The 18,884-nt window shown below is 66.4% G+C and carries 19 protein-coding genes; 11 read left to right on the top strand and 8 right to left on the bottom strand.

Features of this window, described 5'->3' with window-relative positions; genetic code table 11:
- Positions 1-124: 124 nt before the first annotated feature.
- On the bottom strand, positions 125-2,599 hold the full coding sequence (locus ACP150_RS21805) for an FAD-dependent oxidoreductase (protein WP_424968839.1): 2,475 nt from the start codon (positions 2,597-2,599) through the stop codon (positions 125-127).
- A 73-nt stretch (positions 2,600-2,672) separates the two neighbouring features.
- Between ACP150_RS21805 and ACP150_RS21810 the strand changes: the two genes are divergently transcribed.
- The 5 genes from ACP150_RS21810 (at position 2,673) to ACP150_RS21830 (ending at position 7,117) form a co-directional block, all read left to right on the top strand.
- Positions 2,673-3,563 carry a MurR/RpiR family transcriptional regulator gene (locus ACP150_RS21810; protein WP_424968840.1) on the top strand — a complete coding sequence of 297 codons (891 nt, stop codon included), beginning with the start codon at positions 2,673-2,675 and terminating at the stop codon, positions 3,561-3,563.
- The gene (locus ACP150_RS21815; RefSeq protein WP_424968841.1) at positions 3,560-4,648 is read left to right on the top strand and encodes an aromatic ring-hydroxylating oxygenase subunit alpha; all 1,089 of its coding nucleotides are present in this window, start codon (positions 3,560-3,562) and stop codon (positions 4,646-4,648) included. The genes ACP150_RS21810 and ACP150_RS21815 overlap by 4 nt, the downstream gene beginning before the upstream one ends.
- Positions 4,641-6,098, top strand: a complete 1,458-nt coding sequence (locus ACP150_RS21820) for an aldehyde dehydrogenase family protein (RefSeq protein ID WP_424968842.1) — start codon at positions 4,641-4,643, stop codon at positions 6,096-6,098. Before ACP150_RS21815 ends, ACP150_RS21820 begins: the two co-directional genes overlap by 8 nt.
- Positions 6,099-6,138: 40 nt before the next feature.
- Positions 6,139-6,525 (top strand): carboxymuconolactone decarboxylase family protein, encoded by a 387-nt coding sequence (locus ACP150_RS21825; protein WP_424968843.1) that lies wholly within the window; start codon positions 6,139-6,141, stop codon positions 6,523-6,525.
- Between the two features lie 64 nt (positions 6,526-6,589).
- On the top strand, positions 6,590-7,117 hold the full coding sequence (locus ACP150_RS21830) for a lysozyme inhibitor LprI family protein (RefSeq protein WP_424968844.1): 528 nt from the start codon (positions 6,590-6,592) through the stop codon (positions 7,115-7,117).
- A gap of 14 nt (positions 7,118-7,131) precedes the next feature.
- Here the strand turns inward: ACP150_RS21830 and ACP150_RS21835 are convergent, their stop codons facing one another.
- The 5 genes from ACP150_RS21835 to ACP150_RS21855 all read right to left on the bottom strand — a co-directional run bounded on the left by ACP150_RS21835 (position 7,132) and on the right by ACP150_RS21855 (position 11,139).
- Entirely contained in the window at positions 7,132-7,860 is a 729-nt protein-coding gene (locus ACP150_RS21835; protein WP_424968845.1) for an amino acid ABC transporter ATP-binding protein, read from the bottom strand.
- Positions 7,857-8,513: an amino acid ABC transporter permease gene (locus tag ACP150_RS21840; protein WP_424968846.1), complete on the bottom strand. Its 657-nt coding sequence runs from the start codon at positions 8,511-8,513 to the stop codon at positions 7,857-7,859. Before ACP150_RS21840 ends, ACP150_RS21835 begins: the two co-directional genes overlap by 4 nt.
- Positions 8,514-8,516: 3 nt before the next feature.
- Positions 8,517-9,233 (bottom strand): amino acid ABC transporter permease, encoded by a 717-nt coding sequence (locus tag ACP150_RS21845; protein ID WP_424968847.1) that lies wholly within the window; start codon positions 9,231-9,233, stop codon positions 8,517-8,519.
- A gap of 63 nt (positions 9,234-9,296) precedes the next feature.
- On the bottom strand, positions 9,297-10,163 hold the full coding sequence (locus ACP150_RS21850; RefSeq protein WP_424968848.1) for an amino acid ABC transporter substrate-binding protein: 867 nt from the start codon (positions 10,161-10,163) through the stop codon (positions 9,297-9,299).
- A gap of 28 nt (positions 10,164-10,191) precedes the next feature.
- Positions 10,192-11,139: a pyridoxal-phosphate dependent enzyme gene (locus ACP150_RS21855; protein ID WP_424968849.1), complete on the bottom strand. Its 948-nt coding sequence runs from the start codon at positions 11,137-11,139 to the stop codon at positions 10,192-10,194.
- 100 nt (positions 11,140-11,239) lie between these two features.
- On the opposite strand from ACP150_RS21855, the gene ACP150_RS21860 reads away from it, so the two are divergent.
- Positions 11,240-12,115 carry a LysR family transcriptional regulator gene (locus ACP150_RS21860; RefSeq protein ID WP_424968850.1) on the top strand — a complete coding sequence of 292 codons (876 nt, stop codon included), beginning with the start codon at positions 11,240-11,242 and terminating at the stop codon, positions 12,113-12,115.
- A gap of 33 nt (positions 12,116-12,148) precedes the next feature.
- On the opposite strand, the gene ACP150_RS21865 is transcribed toward ACP150_RS21860, so the two are convergent.
- Complete coding sequence (locus ACP150_RS21865; protein ID WP_424968851.1) at positions 12,149-12,823, bottom strand: GntR family transcriptional regulator; 675 nt, start codon at positions 12,821-12,823, stop codon at positions 12,149-12,151.
- Between the two features lie 192 nt (positions 12,824-13,015).
- On the opposite strand from ACP150_RS21865, the gene ACP150_RS21870 reads away from it, so the two are divergent.
- From ACP150_RS21870 to ACP150_RS21885, 4 genes are all read left to right on the top strand, one after another.
- Entirely contained in the window at positions 13,016-14,092 is a 1,077-nt protein-coding gene (locus tag ACP150_RS21870) for a Gfo/Idh/MocA family protein (RefSeq protein WP_424968852.1), read from the top strand.
- An 89-nt stretch (positions 14,093-14,181) separates the two neighbouring features.
- Positions 14,182-15,195: a TRAP transporter substrate-binding protein DctP gene (dctP, locus tag ACP150_RS21875; protein ID WP_424968853.1), complete on the top strand. Its 1,014-nt coding sequence runs from the start codon at positions 14,182-14,184 to the stop codon at positions 15,193-15,195.
- Between the two features lie 33 nt (positions 15,196-15,228).
- The gene (locus tag ACP150_RS21880; RefSeq protein WP_424968854.1) at positions 15,229-15,789 is read left to right on the top strand and encodes a TRAP transporter small permease; all 561 of its coding nucleotides are present in this window, start codon (positions 15,229-15,231) and stop codon (positions 15,787-15,789) included.
- Positions 15,786-17,081 carry a TRAP transporter large permease gene (locus ACP150_RS21885; RefSeq protein ID WP_424968855.1) on the top strand — a complete coding sequence of 432 codons (1,296 nt, stop codon included), beginning with the start codon at positions 15,786-15,788 and terminating at the stop codon, positions 17,079-17,081. Before ACP150_RS21880 ends, ACP150_RS21885 begins: the two co-directional genes overlap by 4 nt.
- A 9-nt stretch (positions 17,082-17,090) precedes the next feature.
- On the opposite strand, the gene ACP150_RS21890 is transcribed toward ACP150_RS21885, so the two are convergent.
- A complete protein-coding gene (locus ACP150_RS21890) occupies positions 17,091-18,002 on the bottom strand; it encodes an HpcH/HpaI aldolase family protein (protein ID WP_424968856.1) in 912 nt (303 codons plus the stop codon).
- On the opposite strand from ACP150_RS21890, the gene ACP150_RS21895 reads away from it, so the two are divergent.
- Positions 18,001-18,884 (top strand): sugar kinase (locus ACP150_RS21895; RefSeq protein ID WP_424968857.1); only part of this gene is annotated, 884 nt, incomplete at its 3' end. The genes ACP150_RS21890 and ACP150_RS21895 overlap by 2 nt on opposite strands.

Below are 18,884 nucleotides of genomic sequence, written 5' to 3' on the forward strand. Positions count from 1 at the left end.
GGCCATCCCTCGGGGCCAAACCGCAGTCGGAGGTGGGCATGGGGGAGGGTGCGCCCACCCGGTGTGTACCCGTGCGCCCGAACTGGTCCGGGGGCAGCCGGGGCGAGGAACAGGCGCGGGGCGCTCATTCGGCGGCCTCCAGCGCGGCATCCGTGCGGGGCAGGCGGCTGTCGGGGTCATAGGCGGGCGCATCCAGCACCCGCGCGGCGCGGGGCGTGCCGTGGATCACCACCTCAAGCGCGGTGCCCGGCGCGGCGGCCTCGGGGGTGAGATAGGCGAAGGCGAGGATCTTGCCCACAGTCGGACCATAGGCGACCGAGGCCGTGGCGCCCACCACGCGGCCATCCCGCAGCACCGCCTCACCGCCATGGCCGTCGATCTGGCCATCTGGATCGATCTCCAGATAGGCGCAGCGCCAGCGGACGGTGTCGCGGTTCAGGGTCTTGTCGCGCCCGAGATAGTCCTTGTCCGTCCGGGCAAAGCGCAGCACATCCGTCTCGGCCAGGGTCACTTCGTTGGTCAGCTCGCCCGCGCCCTTGAAGCCCTTTTCCATGCGCATGGCGTTCATGGCAAAGCTGCCGTAATCGGCGATGCCATGGGGTGTTCCGGCCTGCCACAGAGCCTCATAGACCTGTAAAAGAGCCGCTTTGGGCATGTGCAGCTCCCATCCCAGCTCGCCCGCATAGGACATGCGCAGGGCCCAGAGCCGCTGGCCCGCCACCGCGATCTGCTGGGCCGAGAGCCAGCGGAAGGACGCATTGTCGAGCGGCGCATCGGTGCAGGCGGCGAGCACATCGCGCGCCCGGGGGCCGTTCAGCGCCAGCGCGCCCCAGTCTTCGGACAGGGAGGTGATCGTCACCTCCGCCCCGTCGCGATGCTGGTCCAGATGGTCGATCAGGCGTTGCTCGAAAAATGCGGCGCAGACGAGGTAGAATCGATCCTCCGCAAGGCGGACGAGGGTGGTTTCGAGCTCGATGGTCCCGGCGCGGTTGAGCATATGGGTCAGGGTGATCGAGCCGGTTTTCCGGGGCATTCGGTTGGCGGTCAGCCGGTCGAGCAGGGCCTCTGCATCGGGGCCCGCGACCTCCAGCTTGGTGAAGGCGGTGACATCCATGATCCCGACGCGCTCACGGACGGCGCGGACCTCTTCGGCGACGATCTCGTCCACCTGAGTGCGGCGGAAGCTGTAGTGATCCACCGCCGGGACGTCGCCGCGCGCGAACCAGCGGGGGCGCTCAAACCCGTAGACCTCTTCATGGACGGCGCCCTTGGCGGCGAGGGTTGCGTGCAGGGGGGAGGGTTTGACGGGCCGTCCGGCGAGACGGTTGAAATGGGGAAAGGGGATCTCGTGGCGCAGGCAGTAATCCTCGCGCGCCTTGATCACCTGCCATTCCTTGGTGGCGTAGGGGCCGAAGCGGCGCGGGTCATAATCCCGCATCGAGATCCCGGCGGCCCCATGGACCATCCAGCGGGCCAGTTCGCGGGTCAGGCCCGGGCCCCAACCGATGCCGATCTGGGTGCCGCAGCAACACCAGTAGTTGCGCACCCCCGGGGCCGGTCCGATCAGCGGGTTGCCGTCGGGCGGGTGGCTGATCGCGCCATGGACATCGCGGGTGATGCCGAGCTCGGCAAAGATCGGCATCCGGTTCAGGCTTTCCTCGAGATAGGGCATGACCCGGTCGTAATCGGCCTCGAACAGCCAGTTTTCATACTCCCACGGGCAGTGATCGTGCCAGACAGAGTTCGGATTTTCCTTTTCGTAGATCCCGATCAGGCCCTTGTTCTGCTCCATCCGGATATAACCCGAGACCTTCTTGTCATCGCGGATCACCGGCAGTTCGCGGTCGAGATCGCGGAACTGGGGCACCTCGTCGGTGACAAAGTAATGGTGGGTCATGGAGGTCATGGGCAGTTGCAGCCCGGACCATTCGCCCATCTGGCGGGCATAGGTGCCGCCCGCATTGACCACATGCTCGCAGCGGATCGTGCCGCGGGGCGTCTCGACCAGCCAGGATCCGTCCCGGTCCTGGGTGATGTTGGTGGCCCGGCATTGGCGGATGATCCGGACACCCTTGGCGCGCGCGCCGGCGGCCATGGCCATGGTGACATTGGTCGGGTCCACATGGCCGTCATCGGGGGTGTGCAGCGCGCCGCGCACCCCGTCGAGATTGTAGAACGGGTGCAGCGCGGCCACGCGATCCGGCCCGACAAGCTCGATATTGAACCCCAGGGCACGCCCGACCGAAAGCGTGTGGCGCAGCCAGTCCATCTCGTCCTCGGTATAGGCCAGCCGGAACGATCCGCAGCCATGCCAGGTCACGGCCTGACCGGTTTCAGCCTCCAGCGCGCCGGAATAGAGCCCGATATTGTAATCCACGCAGGTGCCGAGGCTGAAACTGCTGGTGGAGTGGGTGATCTGCCCCGCCGCGTGCCATGTGGAGCCCGAGGTCAGCTCGGCCTTTTCCAAGAGCACGGTCTCGGCGCCCCAGCCCTCATGGCCCAGGTGATAGGCGAGGCCGACGCCCATGACGCCCCCTCCGACGATGACCACGCGGGCGTGGGTGGGGAAGACCTGTGTGGGGAAGGCGGTCTCACTCATGGTCGCGTCCTTTTTCCGGCGCTCTGGCGAATTTCCTCGACAGGGCTAGAGAACATATGTACCAGAGTCAATCATGAATGGGACAGATGTATCATCCAGCGTGCTGGACCGCCTTTCCGCCGAATGGGACGCCCTGACGCCCGAAGCGCAGAAGGCCGCACGCTACGTGCTTGAGAACCCCGCCGATGTCGGGGTCTCGACCGTGCGCGAGATCGCCGAGGCGGCGAAGGTGAAACCGAACACCGTGGTGCGCATGGCGCGGCAGGTCGGATTCGAGGGCTACGAGGATTTCCGCGCCCCGTTCCGCGATGCGATCCGGCAGGGGGCGGTCAGCTTCCCCGACCGGGCGCGCTGGCTGCAGGAGATCCGCAAATCCGGGGATCTGGGCGGGCTCTATGCGGATATGGTCGAGGGGACGATGCGCAACCTCGAAGAGACCTTTGCCGGGATCCGGGCCGAGGATCTGAACCGCGCCGCAGAAGAGATCTGGAACTCGCGGCAGGTCTTCACCCTCGGGGTGGGCGTGAACAACGCCAATGCGCGCAACTTCACCTATCTCGCCTCCACGGGGATGACCGATTTCCACGCGATCCCGCGCCCGGGTTCGACCGCGGTCGATGATCTGGCCTGGGCCAACGGGCGCGACGTGTTGATCGCCATGACCTGCCGCCCCTACCGCACCGAGGTGATCGAGGCCGTGCGCATCGCCAAGGATCAGGGCGTGCGGGTCATCGCCCTGTCGGACAGCCCCGCCAGCCCGATCATCCGCGCCGCCGATCATGGCTTCGTGGTGGCGGCGGACACGCCGCAGTTTTTCCCGTCCTCGGTCTCGGCCATCGCCCTGCTCGAAACCTTGCTGAGCTTCGTGATTGCCGTGGCCAGCGACGAGATCGTGGACCGGGTCGACCAGTTCCACCGCCGCCGCCACGAGCTGGGCATCTATGACGGGGAGGGGCCCGCATGACGCACGGCCCGGGGCCGACACGCTCGCTGGAAGCGCGGTATTACACGGATCCGGCCGTGTTCGAGCAGGAAAAGACCGGGGTTCTGGCCCGCACATGGCAGTTTGCGGGCCATGCCAGCCAGCTGGAGGCGGTCGGGGATTACTTCACCTTCGAGATGGCCGATGAGAGCCTGTTCTGCATCAAGGGGCGGGATGGGCAGATCCGGACCTTCTACAATGTCTGTCAGCATCGCGCGCATCAGCTGGTGCAGGGCGCAGGCCGCACGCGGGTGGTCGTCTGCCCCTATCACGCCTGGACCTACGAGCTGACCGGGGCCCTGCGCGCCGCCCCGAACGCGAAATCCGTGCCCGGCTTCGACGCCAGCAAGATCTGCCTGACCGAGATCCGCACGGAGGTCTTTCTCGGCTTCATCTTCGTCAATCTCGACCCCGAGGCCGCGCCCATGGAGGACTGGTTCCCCGGCGCGCGGGTCGAGCTGGAGGCGTTCATCCCCCATTGGGCGACCCTCAAGCCGCTGGAATGGGTCGAGATCCCGGAGAACTGCAATTGGAAGGTCTCGGTCGAGAATTACTCGGAATGCTACCATTGCAGCCTGAACCACCCGACCTTTGCCACCGGTGTGATCAAGCCCGAGACCTATGACATCCAGCCCCAGGGCCACTGCCTGCGCCACCGGACGGAATGCACTTCGCTCGACCAGCTGAGCTACGATATCGAGAGCGGCCACCCCAACCATGACAAGTATTCGAGCTGGTTCCTCTGGCCGATGTTCTCGTTCCAGGTCTATCCGGGGAACCTTTTGAACACCTACCACTGGCGGGCCTTGGGGCCGGAGCGGGTGGTGGTCTGGCGCGGATGGTACTCGGTCGAGGGGCGCGATGATGAAACCGTGCGGCGCATGGCTCAGCAGGACCGCGCCACCACGGTCGAAGAGGATATCCATCTGGTCGAGAGCGTGCAGCGCGGGCTGAAATCCCGCGGCTATGTGCCGGGGCCGCTGGTGGTCGACCCGGCCTCGGGGGTCAATTCCGAGCATTCGATCCTGCATCTGCAACGCTGGATGCGGGAGGCGGTGGATGGCTGATCCGCAACTGGCGCCGCTCTGGGACAACTTCATCGACGGGCGCTGGTCGCCGGGCGGGGCAGGCCGGATCGTGGTCAGCGATCCGGCCACCGGTGCGCCCCTCGCCGAGCAGGCGCTGGCCGATGCGGGGGATGTGGACCGCGCGGTGCAGGCCGCGCGCCGGGTCCATCTGTCCCGTGCCCTGAGCGATCTGCGCCCGATCGCGCGCGGGCGCATGGTGCAGGCCATCGGTCGCTTCCTGCTCGCCCATCGCGATGAGATCGCCCGGGCTCTGACCCTCGAGCAGGGCAAACCCCTGTGGGAGGCCCGGATCGAGGTCGAGAGCGCGGCGCTCTATTTCGAGTATTACGGCAATCAGGCCAGCACGGTGGAGGGCCGCTCGGTCCCTCTCGGGGGCGGCTATTACGACTGGACCGAGATGGAGCCTTACGGCGTCTCCGCCCAGATCATCCCGTGGAACTACCCGCTCGAGATGGCGGCACGCTCGCTCTCGGCGGCGCTGGCCACGGGCAATGCCTGCGTGGTCAAGACACCGGAGCTCACCCCGCTCTGCGCCACCTATCTCGCCCGCGCCGCCGAGGATGCGGACCTGCCCCCCGGGGCGGTGAACATCCTTTGCGGGCGCGGGGCCGAGGCGGGGGCTGCGCTGGCGGCGCATCCTCGGGTCAACCAGATCGTTTTCACCGGCTCGGTGCCCACGGGCATCGCCATTGCCCGCGCGGCGGCGGAGAACGTGGTGCCCTGCGTGCTGGAGCTGGGCGGGAAATCCGCCGCCATCGTTCACGCGGATCACGACCTCGCGGCGTTTGAGACCGATCTGCGCTGGGGCATCTATTTCAATGCCGGTCAGGTCTGTTCCGCCATGAGCCGGGTGATCGTCCATGAAAGCCGCGCCGATGAGCTGATTGCGCGGGCCGAGGCGGTGGCGCAGTCGCTGTCCACCGGGCCGGGGATCGACCGGGCGGAGGCGGGGCCGAGCATGGGGGCCATGGTGTCCGAGCCCCAGTGCGACCGCGCCGTGGCCATGGTCGAAACCGCCCAGACCGAGGGCGCGCGGGTCGTCACGGGCGGGCGGCCCCTGAACCGGCCCGGGGCCTTCATGGCGCCCACGGTGCTGGCGGATGTCCGCTCGGAGATGGAGATCGCGCAATCCGAGGTGTTCGGCCCGGTCCTGTCGGTGCTGACCTTCCGCGACGAGGCCGAGGCGCTGGAGATCGCCAATGGCACCGAATACGGGTTGGTGGCGGGGGTCTTTACCCGCGATCTCGACCGGGCCACGCGCGCCGCGCGGCAGCTCCGCGCCGGGCAGGTCTTTGTCAATGAATGGTATGCGGGCGGGGTCGAGACCCCCTTTGGCGGCGTGGGCAAATCCGGCTATGGCCGGGAAAAGGGCCGCGAGGCCTTGTGGAACTATGTCCAGACCAAGAATATCGCGATCAAGCGGGGCTGACCCCGCACCGCCCCTTTTCCCCAGATCCTCCGGAGACAGCATGGACGAAGACCTCTTCCTCAAGGGCCTCGAGCAGCGCAAGGCCACCCTTGGCGCGGCCTATGTCGAGAAAAACCTCGCCGCCGCCGATGACTTCACCCGCCCCTTCCAGGAGGCGATGACCGCCTGGTGCTGGGGCTTTGGCTGGGGCGACGAGGTGATCGACGCCAAGACGCGCTCGATGATGAACCTGTCGATGATCGGCGCGCTCGGCAAGATGACCGAATGGGAGATCCATTGTCGCGGAGCGCGCACCAATGGCGTCAGCCAGGACGAGATCCGCGCGATCATCCACGTGATCGGGATCTATTGCGGCGTGCCCCAGGCGCTGGAATGCTTTCGCGTGGCCCGCAAGGTGCTCGAAGAAGAGGCCGACGCGGCCCCCTGAGGCCCTTGCCCCCGGCCCCGGCACCCGCAAGACTGGGCATAACCACGCAGAATTGGGGTGCAGGATGAGATATGTGATCGCGATGCTGGCCTGTCTGGTGGCGCCGTTGCCGGCGCTGGCCGATGAGGTTCCGACCGAAACCGTTGCCGAGATGGGCGAGATGCTGGACGCCTGCTGGCAGGATGAGACCTGCGCGCCGGACGGGGCGCTCAATTTCTGCGGCGAGGCGATCAATGCCGGGGGGTCGCCCAATGCCTGGGCCTTCTGTCAGCAGGTGGTCTATGAGTGGTGGGATGCCAAGCTGAACGCCACCTATCAGGCGCGCATGACCCAGCAGGAGGCGTATGACGCCGACCAGGACGGCACGCCCTATCAGGACGGCCTGCGCGACATGCAGCGGGCCTGGATCCCGTTCCGCGATACCGCCTGCGAGTTTGCCGCCCGGGGTCAGCCCGGAGGCTCTGGCGCGATCACCGACCATATGGAGTGCCTGATCCAGATGACGATCACGCAGCTCCAGTTCATCGAGCGGCCCCTTTTCTGCATCAGTGATCCCGCGCGTTGCGCAGAGCCGCACGAGATCCGGTTCTAGGGGCGCGCGCGCCCTCAGTGATTGAGGATCTTGGACAGGAAATCCTGCGCCCGGATGCTCTCGGGATTGCCAAAGAACGCTTCGGTGGCGCGATCCTCGACGATGGCGCCTTCATCCATGAAGACCACCCGGTCGGCCACCTTGCGGGCAAAGCCCATCTCGTGGGTGACGACCATCATGGTCATGCCGTCCTGCGCAAGCTCGACCATCACGTCGAGCACCTCGTTGATCATCTCGGGATCGAGGGCTGAGGTCGGCTCGTCAAAGAGCATGGCAATCGGGTCCATGGCCAGCGCCCGGCTGATCGCCACGCGCTGCTGCTGACCGCCCGAAAGCTGGCCGGGGAACTTCTCGATATGCTCCTTGAGGCCCACGCGGTCGATCAGGGCCTCGGCCTTGGCATTGGCCTCGTCCGAGGACCGGCCCAGCACCTTTTCCTGCCCCAGACACAGGTTCGCGCGCACGGACATATGGGGGTAGAGCTCGAAATGCTGGAACACCATGCCGATGCGCGAACGCAGCTTGGTCAGGTTGGTGCGCTTGGCGGTCACGTCGGTCTCTTCGACGCGGATCGTGCCCTTTTGCACCGGCTCCAGCCCGTTGACGCATTTGATCAGGGTGGATTTGCCGGACCCGGAGGGCCCGCAGACCACCACCACCTCGCCCGTGTCGACCTTGGTGGTGCAGTCGGTCAGGACCTGAAAATCCCCATACCATTTCGAGACGTTATCAATGGTAATCATGCGGTTTTGGCCTTTTGAAGCCGCCGGACGAACATGGACCCGGCGAAGCAGATGATGAAATAGACGATGGCGGCGAAGATATACATCTCGACCAATCGCCCTTCGGTGCGGGCCACGATGGACGAGACGGTCATGAAGTCCCGCAGCGAGACGACGAAGACGAGGCTGGTGTCCTGAAACAGGATGATGCCTTGGGTCACGAGGATCGGGATCATGTTGCGGAAGGCCTGCGGCAGGACCACGTAGCGCTGGATCTGCCAGTAGTTCAGCCCGGTGGCCTGACCCGCATGGACCTGCCCCTGTTTCACCGACTGGATGCCCGCGCGGATAATCTCCGAGTAATAGGCGGCCTCGAACATCACGAAGGCAATGAGCGCCGAGTAGAACCCGCCAATCGGCCGCCCGATGGCCAGCGGCACCAGAAAGTAGAACCAGAAGATCACGAGGATCAGCGGCACGGACCGGATCAGGTTCACATATGTGGCCGCGAAGAGCGATAGGGGCAAGAACCCCGACAGGCGCATCAGCGCGAGCCCCGTGCCCAGCACGATCCCCCCGATGATCGCAAGGAAGGTCAGCCAGAGCGAGAGCTGCAACCCCTGCCAGAGAAACGGCAGGTTGTTCCAGATGACGGCATAATCAAAATCACCCATGGATCAGCCCTTTCCTACGAAGCCGGGGATCTGGGTGAACTTCTCCAGCGACTGGGCGATCACCGTCGCCATCAGGGCGATGCAGACATAGATCACCGTGGCCGCCGTGAAGGCCTCGAACCCCTGAAAGGTGAACTCCGCGATCTGTTGGGATTGCGCCGTCAGCTCCAAGAGGCCGATGGTCAGCGCGAGCGAGGAGTTCTTGAAGATCGTCAGGAATTCCGAGGTCATGGGCGGCACGATCAGCCGGAAGGAGATCGGCAGCAGCACGTAGCGATAGGTTTGCGCGGTCGAGAACCCGTTGGCATAGGCCGCCGCGGTCAGCCCCTTGCCCACGGCCTGGATCCCGGCGCGGACCTGCTCGGCCACGCGGCTGGCGGTGTAAAGCCCCAGCGCCACGACCGCGGTCACGTATTCCGGGTTCGGCATGTCGCGCTTCATCCAGCGGCCGATATCGTCGGGCATGATTTCGGGCACGGCGAAGTACCAGATGAACATCTGCACCAGCAGTGGGACATTGCGGAACAGCTCCACATAGCAGGTGCAGATAAAGGCGATGGGCTTGTTCGGCAGGGTGCGGCCCACGCCGATCACGATGCCGAGGCTGAGCGCGATCACCCATGCGGCAAGGGCAACCGCGAAGGTCCATTGGACCCCTGAGATCAGCCAGCCGAGATAGGGATCAGCCCAGAGGACCGACCAGTTCCAGTTATATTCCATGGATGTGTTTCCGGGGCGAGGAAAAGAGCGAGGCGCACGCGGGGCGCGCCTCGCGACAGGGTCTTATTCCGGCAGGGCGTTCAGGGCGAAGGACGCCTGCAGCAGCGGGGTTGCGGGCACGCCGAGCGGATCGAACCACTTGGAATAGATCTCCATGATCTCGCCGGTGCGGAACACTTCGGCCAGCGCGGCCTTGCCCACCAGTTCAAAGGCGCTGTCATTGCGGCGCACCATCAGACCGTAAGGGTCATAGGAGAGGAAATCGCCCACGACCGCGAAGTCTTCGGGGGTCTTGGACTTGGACATCAGACCATAGAGCAGGATGTGGTCGGTGGCATAAACATCGACCCGGTCGGTTTCCAGCGAAAGCATCCCCTCGGCATGGTCCCGCACGGGCAGGACCTTCACGTCTTCAAGACCGAGCGTCTCGATGGCGGCTTTCACGGCCAGCTCATTGGTGGTGCCCTGCGCCAGGGCCACGGCCTTGCCGCCCAGATCCGCGACCGAGGAAATGCCGCTATCCTTGCGAACCATCAGCTTGGTGCCGGTCACGAAGGTGGTGGCGAGGTACTCGACCTGCTCCTGCCGGGACAGCTTGTTGGTGGTCGAGCCGCATTCCAGATCGATGGTCCCGTTCGCCATCAGCGCCAGGCGCGTCTTGGGGTTCACGGGGACGTAGCGGACCTCAAGCTCCTTGCCGACGGTCTCGGAGACCTTCTCGACGATCTTCATGCACAGATCGATGGAATAGCCGATCGGCTGCTGGTTCTCGTCGAGATAGGCAAAGGGCACCGAGCTTTCGCGGTGGCCCAGCGTGATTACGCCGCTCTCGGCGACCTTGGCCAGCGTGCCGGTGAAATCCTCCGCCGCGGCAGGGAGGCTGGCGGCAAGGCCGAGCGCCCCGGCCAAAGCGAGTTGGGTCAGTTTCATGGAGTGTCTCCTTGTTGGATGAGAAGGGTCATGCCTGAGCCTCAGGCATATCGAAGGGGGGCGGGCCCCCGGTCTGGGCCGGGTGGCCGCCGGTGGGCAGAAAGAGGATGTCCGACAGGCCGTCGAACCGGCCCGCGCGGGACTGCGCGATCAGACCTGCCAGGGCCGGGCCCGACGCCTCGGGGTCGAGGGTCAGACCCTCGAGCCGGGTCAGAAGCTGGCCCGCCTTGTGGCTGGCAAGCGCCGGCGGGGCCGGGTGGAGCCGCAGGGCCCGGCGCGGGATCACCACGCCCGCCCCCAGCAGATCCGCCGTGGCGGTGGCGAGGCCGTGGATCCGGTCTGTCTGTGTGTCTCGATGGGCCCGCACGCTGATCCCCTGCAGATCGATTTCGCTGCCAGTGGAGCACAACCCGACCAAGAGGCCAGCCTGACGGCCGCCGCTCTGCGTGGGATGGATCAGCGCGTCGAAGCGGATGCCCGAATCCTGGGCCTGTTTGCTGAGTTCCGCCGCACATGCCACATAGCCGAGCGCGCCCAGAGCGTTGGATCCGCCCTCGGGGATCAGGTAGGGCTGTGCGCCCTCGGCCCGCAGGCGGGCGGTCAGCGCCGTCGCCTCGGCCGCGGTGGGGGCCACGTGGCAGTCCAGCCCGAGCTGCGCCGAGGCCGCCTCGGTCTGGCGCAGATGGGCGGTCCGGGCCGCGCCATGGGTCACGACGCAGCACGCGCCGATCCGCAGGGCTTCGGCCAGCAGAAATTCGAGGGTGCGCGGCGCACCGCCGCCTGGAACGGAACCCGCGCGATCCTCACGCTTGATCCAGACCCGCGGCCCGCCGAGATGCTCGGACAGCCGGTCCAGCGGCAGGATCGGCGTCGGGAACTGCCCCAGCCGCACCCGGGGATGCACCTCCAGGGCGCGCTCCAGCATGGCGATCTGGGCCCGGGTCTCGGGACCTTTGGTGAGGTCTGCGACGGTCAATTCTGTTCCCAACTCGTACCTGTGAGAAGGCTAGACCGAGAATTCCCGCTGGAAAAAGTGCCGACTTGGCATAGTAGCCATACCATTGGTAAGGGTAGCCATGGATACCCGCCTGCTCGAAGACGCGCTCGCCCTGATCGAAGAAGGCACGATGAGCGCGGCCGCCCTCCGCCGCAATGTCACCCAGCCCGCCTTTTCGCGGCGGATCAAGGCGCTGGAACACTGGCTCGGCGCGCCGCTGGTCGAACGCCATGTGAACAAGGTCGTGCTGACCGAGGCGCTGCTGGCACGCGAGGTCGAAATCCGCGCCATCCTCGAGACGCTGAACCAGTTTCGGCGCAGTTCGGGGAGCACGCGGCGGAGCTTCATCGCGGCAGCCCAGCATTCGCTCGCCACTTCGGTCTTCCCCGAGATCTATCCCCGCATCCAGGCGCTGGATGGGATCGACCGGGTGCGCCTGCGGACCCGTAATCAGGACGAGATCATCGCGCTCTTTCTGAAATTCGAAGTCGATCTGATCCTGAGCTACCAATATGAGGGCGCGCCGCGCCTGCCCTTTGACGAGACGGTGATCCGGCGGACCTGGCGGCGGGATTCCCTTGTGCCGGTGGTGGGCGGGGCGTTGCGCTTCCTGCTGGCCGAGGACCAGACCCTGACCGAGCCGGTCCCGGCCCTGCGTTATCCCGCCGAGAGTGAATTTGGACGCATCATCGGGGCCTATGCCCCGGCGCGGGACCTGCTGCGGGACGAGGTGGTCGTGGTCGAAAGCGCATTCGCCGCCAGTGTCGTCTCACTGATCAAGCTCGGGGCCGGGGTGGGCTGGGTGCCGCAATCGCTGGTGCGGGACGAGATGCGGCGCGGCGAGGTGGTGCCGATCTCGGCGGCCTATGGCCGGATCCCGCTGGACGTGGAGCTCTCGACCCATCGCACGAATGCCATGGGACGGCTTGTGCTGGATACGCTTGTGCCCGCCTGAGGTCATGCGGGCCACGGGCGGCCTGTTCGGCGTCTAGGCGTCGGGCGCGGCGTCTGCCATCGCGCGCAGGGTGTGGTCGAGCCCGTTCATGATATGCGCCGTCAGCACGGATTTCGCCCGACCTGCATCCCGGGCGAGGGCGGCGTCGAGCATGGCCTGATGCTCGGCCATGGCGGCCTCGCCCCGATTGGTCAGCACCAGCATCTGGTAGCGCAGGTACTTGTCATAGAGGATCGCGTGCAGGCTCAGCAGGTTGCGGGACTCGCAGGCCTCGATCAGGGCGAGGTGAAACTCCCAATCATAGCGCTTCCAGAGCTCGGTCTTGGACAGATCCCCCGCACCGATCTGCCGCTCGATCAGGTGCAGCTTGTGATGGGCGGCGACCAGACGCCCCTCCCATTCCGTGTCGCCCCGGGCGAGGGACTGTTCCAGCGCATCGCATTCCAGCAGCACCCTCAGATGCGCGATCTCTGCCAGATCCTCGGGGCTGACCGGGGTGACGAGGAACCCGCGCTGCGCGGGGGCGTCCACGAACCCCTCGCTGGCCAGCCGGTTCAGGGTCTCGCGCAGGGTCGAGAGGCTGGCGGCGTAATCCGCGCGCAGGCGTTCGAGCTTGAGCTTGGCCCCGGGGCGGAGCACGCCGAAGATGATGTCATGCTTGAGCCGCTGATAGGTGGTCGCGCCGACGGTGGCGGAGGTGGCGCCCATGCCCTGTCCCCTTCGCTGGAGGTCTTCTCGGAAACCTTAGGCAAAACGCGAAACATATTCAACTCGGCCAAAAATCCGGAAACTTTCAAAATATCATATAGAATTGCCAGACCCCGAGAATCCGGGTAGCGTCCCTGCGGAGCCGCCAGACAGAGCCGCAAAGGCCGGGCGGAACAGGGAGGAACAGCGCCTATGCCGCAAGCCGTGCCGCTTGCCATAGCAGGCTTCGGTCTGGTCGGTCGCCGTCATGCGGAGGCCATCGCGCAATGCGGGACGGCGGCGCTCGTGGCGGTGATCGAGCCGGAGCCGGCGGCGCAGGATGCGGCCCGCGCGCTCGGCTGCGCGGTCTATGCGGATCTCGACGCGTTTCTGGCCGCCGGGGGCGCGGCGGGGCTGATCCTGGCGACGCCCAACCCGCTCCATGTGGCGCAGGGGCTGCGTGCGGTGGCGGCGGGGTGTCCGGTGCTGGTGGAAAAGCCGATCGCGACCCGGGCCGAGGATGCGGTGCAGCTTATCGCGGCGGCGGAGCAGGCGGGCGTGCCGCTTTTGGTGGGGCATCACCGGCGCTACAATCCGATCATTCAGGCCGCGCAGGAGGCGATTTCCCGGGGCGATCTGGGTGAGATCCGCGCGGTGCAGGCGACCTGCTGGTTCTACAAGCCCGATGCTTATTTCGACGTCTCGGACTGGCGCAAGCGCCCCGGGGCCGGGCCGGTGGCGGTCAATCTCGTCCATGACATCGACCTGCTGCGCCATCTGTGCGGCGAGGTCGTCTCGCTGCGGGCGGTCGCGGCCCCGGCGCGCCGGGGCTTTGAGAACGAGGATCTGTCCAGTGCGCTTTTGACCTTTGCCAATGGCGCGATCGGTACGGTGAGCGTGTCGGACAGCATCGCCGCCCCCTGGAGCTGGGAGATGACGGCGCGCGAGCATCCGATCTATCCGCCCACCTCGGAGAGTTGCTACATGATCGGCGGGTCGCGCGGGGCGCTCTCGCTGCCGGATCTGCGGCTCTGGCATCACGGCGCGGGCGAGCCGGACTGGTGGGCGCCGATCTCGGCCACCAGCCTGATGCGCGCGGCCACGGACCCGCTGGTCAACCAGATCGCCCATTTTACCGATGTCATCGCCCATGGCGCGACCCCGCTTGTGTCGGGGCGCGAGGGGCTGCGCACGCTCGAAGTGATCGAGGCGATGCAGCTGTCCGCCGCCGAGGGACGGGACATCGCGCTTCAGCCCGCCGCGCCGAGGGAGGTGGCGCAGGCGGGCTGATCCGCGCGCAACGCGAAAGAGCTTGATGAAACGGGGGGATCGCAGATGATTGACCCCCACGGGACAACGAAAACGATAGGGAGGATATCATGTTTTCTGGGATCACGAGACGGGCGGCGCTGAGCGCGGCCCTTGCGGCGGGAATGGTCGCCGCGACCACGGGTGGCGGGCTGGCCGATGGCCACAAGATGACCTTTACCATGGCCACGGCAGGCTCCGAAACGGATCAGCGGTCGCAGGCCATGGCGCAGGTCTTTGCGCCCATGGTCGCCGAGTTTGCCGAGTTCCAGCCCGGTTATAACGCGACGCTTTTTGCGCAAGGTACCGAGCTTGAGGCGATCAGCCGGGGCAACCTGACCATGTCCATCGCCTCGGCGCAGGAGCTGGCGCAGTTCTTCCCCGAGTTCTCGATCTTTGCCACGGGCTATGTCCATCAGGACGCCGCCCACCAGGTGCGCGTCTTCAACGACCCGCTGATGGATCCGTTCAAGAAGACGGTCGAGGACGAGCTGGGCGTCAAGCTTCTGTCGGTGATGTATCTCGGCAAGCGCCATGTGAACCTGCGCCAGACCCGCGAGGAGCTGGACGTGCAGACTCCCGAGGATCTGGCCGGGGTGAACCTGCGGATGCCGGGCACGGATGCGTGGCAGTTCCTCGGCAAGGCGCTGGGGGCGGCCCCCACGCCCATGGCCTTCACCGAGGTCTATACGGGTCTTTCGACCGGCGCCGTGGACGGGCAGGACAACCCGCTGCCCACGGTGGTGGACGCCAAGTTCTATGAGGTGACCAAGCAGATCGCGCTGACCTCCCATCTGGTGGACCTGAACTACATCGCCTTCTCGAAAGAGGTCTGGGACGGGCTCTCGGCGGAGCAGCAGTTGCAGGTCCAGCGGGCCGCCGATGCCGCCGCCGCCTGGGGCCGGCTGAAGCAGCTCGACAAGGAAAACAACCTGGCCGACTTCATCCGCAGCAAGGGGGTCGAGATCTACACCCCGGATCTGGACGCGTTCCGCACCCATGTGCAGGCCCAGTATGTGGGCAGCGAAGTGGCATCGAGCTGGCCCGACGGCGTGCTTGAGAAGATCAACGCGCTCGGCAACTAAGCGCCGCGCCCGACACACTCGCGGGAGGACCCCATGCGTTTCATCACCAGATGGTTCACCCGCGGGACAGAGTTCATCGCCGCCGCGCTTCTGGCGGCGATGTTCATCACCTTCCTGCTGCAGATCTTTTCGCGCTACGTGCTGGTGCAGCCCTTTGGCTGGACGCTGGAGCTTTGCTTGATCCTCTGGGTCTGGATCGTGTTCTTCGGCAATGCCTTTCTGGTGCGCGAACGGGATCAGGTGACCTTCGACATTCTCTATCTCGCCGCCCCGCGCCGGATCCGCCGGGTGCTGGCCCTGATCGCGGCGGGGTCGATCGTGGCCGGGCTGATCTGGTCGGCCTATCCGACCTGGGATTACGTGGACTGGATGAAGATCCGCAAGACCACCACCGTGCGCAACCCGTTCACCGGCGACAAGATCCCCATGCGGACGATCTTTTCCGTCTATATCGTGTTCATGGCGGCGGTGGGCCTGCGCTATGCGTGGCGCTTTGTGGATGTCTGGCGCAACGGGCCCCCGGATGCGGATCACGAGCTGCCCGGCCACGAGCATGGCCCGCCCGCGATCCGGCAGGGGGATGAAGCGGTATGAGCCTCGAGCTCGCCCTGTGCCTGATCGCGCTGTTCGGCCTTGCGGGGATCGGGACGCCCATCGGCTATGCGATCATGCTGGCCTCGCTGGTCTATCTCGGCATGTCCGGCAAGGATCTGGCCCTGACGGGCGAGAAGATCCTGCAAGGGCTCTATGGCAGTTTCATCCTGCTGGCGGTGCCGCTTTTCATCGTGGCGGCCAATATCATGAATGCCGGCTCGATCAGCGACCGGCTGCTGAATTTCTGCATCGCGATTGTCGGGCGGTTCCGGGGCGGGCTGGGCCATGTGAATGTCATGGCTTCGCTGATCTTTTCCGGCATGTCCGGCTCGGCGGTGGCCGATGCGGCGGGGCTGGGCAAGATCATCATTGGCATGATGACCAAGGAGGGCCGCTACAGCCGCGGCTATGCCGCCGCGATCACCGCCGCCACGGCGACCATCGGCCCGATCATCCCGCCCTCGATCCCCATGGTGCTCTATGCGCTGGTCTCCAACAGCTCGATCGGCGCGCTGTTTCTGGCTGGCATCGTGCCGGGGCTGGTGATGGGCGGGGTGCTGATGGGGATGAATTACCTGATCTCGACCCGGCGCGGCTTCGCCCGGGAAGAGCCCGTGCCCCTGCGCGATCTGCCCCGGGTGACGGGCAAGGCCTTCCCCGCGCTTTTGATGCCGGTGATCCTGCTCTACGGGATCTATGGCGGGGTGACGACGCCCACCGAGGCCGCCGCCGTCGCCGCGTTCTATGCGCTGATCCTGGCGGCGTTCTTTTATCGGGCGCTCTCGATCAAGACGCTTTACGAGATCTTCGTGGACAGCGCCCGGTCCTCGGCGGCGGTGGGGATCGTGATCGGCGGGGCGCTGATCCTGAATTTCATCGTGATCTCGGAAAACATCCCCGCCATGCTCTCGGCGGCCTTGACCGGGCTCGAGATCCACCCGCTGATGTTCCTCTTGCTGGTCAATGTGCTGGTGCTGCTTCTGGGTTGCGTGCTGGATGCGACGACGATCATTCTGGTGATCGTGCCGCTTTTCATCCCGACCTGTCAGGCGCTGGGGATCGATCTGGTGCATTTCGGCGTGCTGGTGGTGGTGAACTCGATGATCGGGCTGATCACGCCGCCCTATGGCATCCTTCTCTTCGTGATCAACGCGGTCACGGGCATTCCGCTCAAGGAGATCATCGCCGAGATCTGGGCCTTCCTCGCGGTGCTGGTTGCAGCGCTCGTCTTCCTGATCCTGTCGCCGGATGTGGTGCTCTGGCTGCCGCGTGTCTTCGGCTACCAGGGATAGGGCGCGGGGCTACGGGAACTGCGCGCGCAGGGCGGCGGTGGCCTCGGCCAACAGCACCAGATCGACCCCCACGGCGGTGAACTGCGACCCGCCCGCGATGTAGCCTTGCGCGGCCTTCGGGTCGAGCGCCATGATCCCCTTGGGCACGCCAAGCTTGGCCAGCCGGGCAAAGGCGTCGTCGATCGCGGCCAGAACCTCCGGATGGTTGAACTGGCCCGGATAGCCGAGGCTCGCGCTCAGATCCGCAGGGCCGATGAAGACCGCGTCCACGCCCTCGGTCGTCGCGATCTCTTCCAGCGCGTTCAGCCCCGCGACGGTCTCGACCTGCAGCACGAGGCAGAGCTCGGTCTCGGCCTCGGTGAAGTAGCGGTCCACCTGGCCATAGCGGGTCGCCCGGGTCATCCCGGCCATGCCGCGGATCCCGTGGGGACCATAGCGCATGGCGGATACCGCGTCCCGGGCCTGGGCGGCGGTCTCGATATAGGGCACCAGAAGGGTCTGCGCGCCCATATCCAGAAGGCGTTTGAACAGCACCGGGTCATTGGCCGCCGGGCGCACGATGGCCGAAACCTCCGGGCTCTGGCCGATGGCCTGCAGTGCCGGCAGGACCTCGACCGTTTCGACCGCCGCATGTTCGCAATCCACCAGCACCCAGTCGAACCCGGCCCCGGCGAGCATCTCGGGGATGGTATTGCCACCCACGGTGTTCCAGATCCCGAGCTGATGCGTCCCGGTGGTCAGGGCTGCTTTGAACCGGTTCTTCGGCATGTCCATGGGGCGTGGCCTTTCCTGAGACAGGGCGGAGCCCGACTGTAGACCCAAGGGGCGGGGCGTGACCAGCGCCTTGGGCCGGGCGGCAGCGACCGGCGGGGCGGGGAGGGCACTGGACTTGCGCCGGACCACCGCGTCAAATGCGGCCATGGCAGATGCGGATATCCTGACCCTTGGCGAACCCCTGATCGAGATGGTGCGCCTGCCCGGCCCGCCCTCGGATGCGCCCGATGCGTTGGGGCTCTTTCAGCAGGGGGTCGGGGGCGACACGCTGAACGCGGCGGTGGCTGCGGCGCGGGCGGGGGCCCGGGCCGGGCTGCTGGGGGCGGTCGGGGGCGATCTGCTGGGGGATGCGGTGCGCGGGTTCTGCGCCGAGGAGGGGGTCGCGACCACCCATCTTCTGTGCCGGACCGAGGATCCCACCGGGCTCAACGTGATCGATCCGGACCCGGCGGGGCGGCGGTTTGCCTATGCGCGGCGGGGCTCGGCGGCCAGCTTCTACGGGCCGGATGACCTGCCGGTTGCCGCCATTGAGGCGGCCCGGGTGCTGCACGTGTCGGCGGTGAGCCAGGCGATCAGCCGCCCCATGCGCGAGGCGGTGCAGCGCGCGGCTGAGATCGCGCGGTCGGCCGGGACGCTGGTCTCCTATGACCTGAACCTGCGGCTCAGCCTCTGGTCGCTGGAGGAGGCGCGAGCCTGCATGACGGCATTTCTGCCCATGGCGGATATCGTCCTGCCCTCCGAGGATGAGGCCGCGCTGTTTCTCGGCCATGAGGATCCGGAGGCGACGCTGGCCTATTTCGAGGCGCTGCCGGCCGGGCATGTGGTGTTCAAACGGGGCAGGGAGGGGGCGATCCTGTGCAGCGGCGGGGCGCGGCATGTGATCCCGGCCATCCCCGTGGAGGCGGTGGACAGCACCGGGGCTGGGGATTGCCTTGCGGGTACGTTCCTCGCCGGTCTGGTGGCCGGGGCGGATCCGCGCGCGGCGGCGGAGCAGGCGGTGCGGGCCGCCGCCGAGACGGTGCGCGCCTA

Origin of the sequence: Dinoroseobacter sp. S375, assembly GCF_049800775.1 — a bacterium.
Lineage (GTDB): Bacteria > Pseudomonadota > Alphaproteobacteria > Rhodobacterales > Rhodobacteraceae > Dinoroseobacter.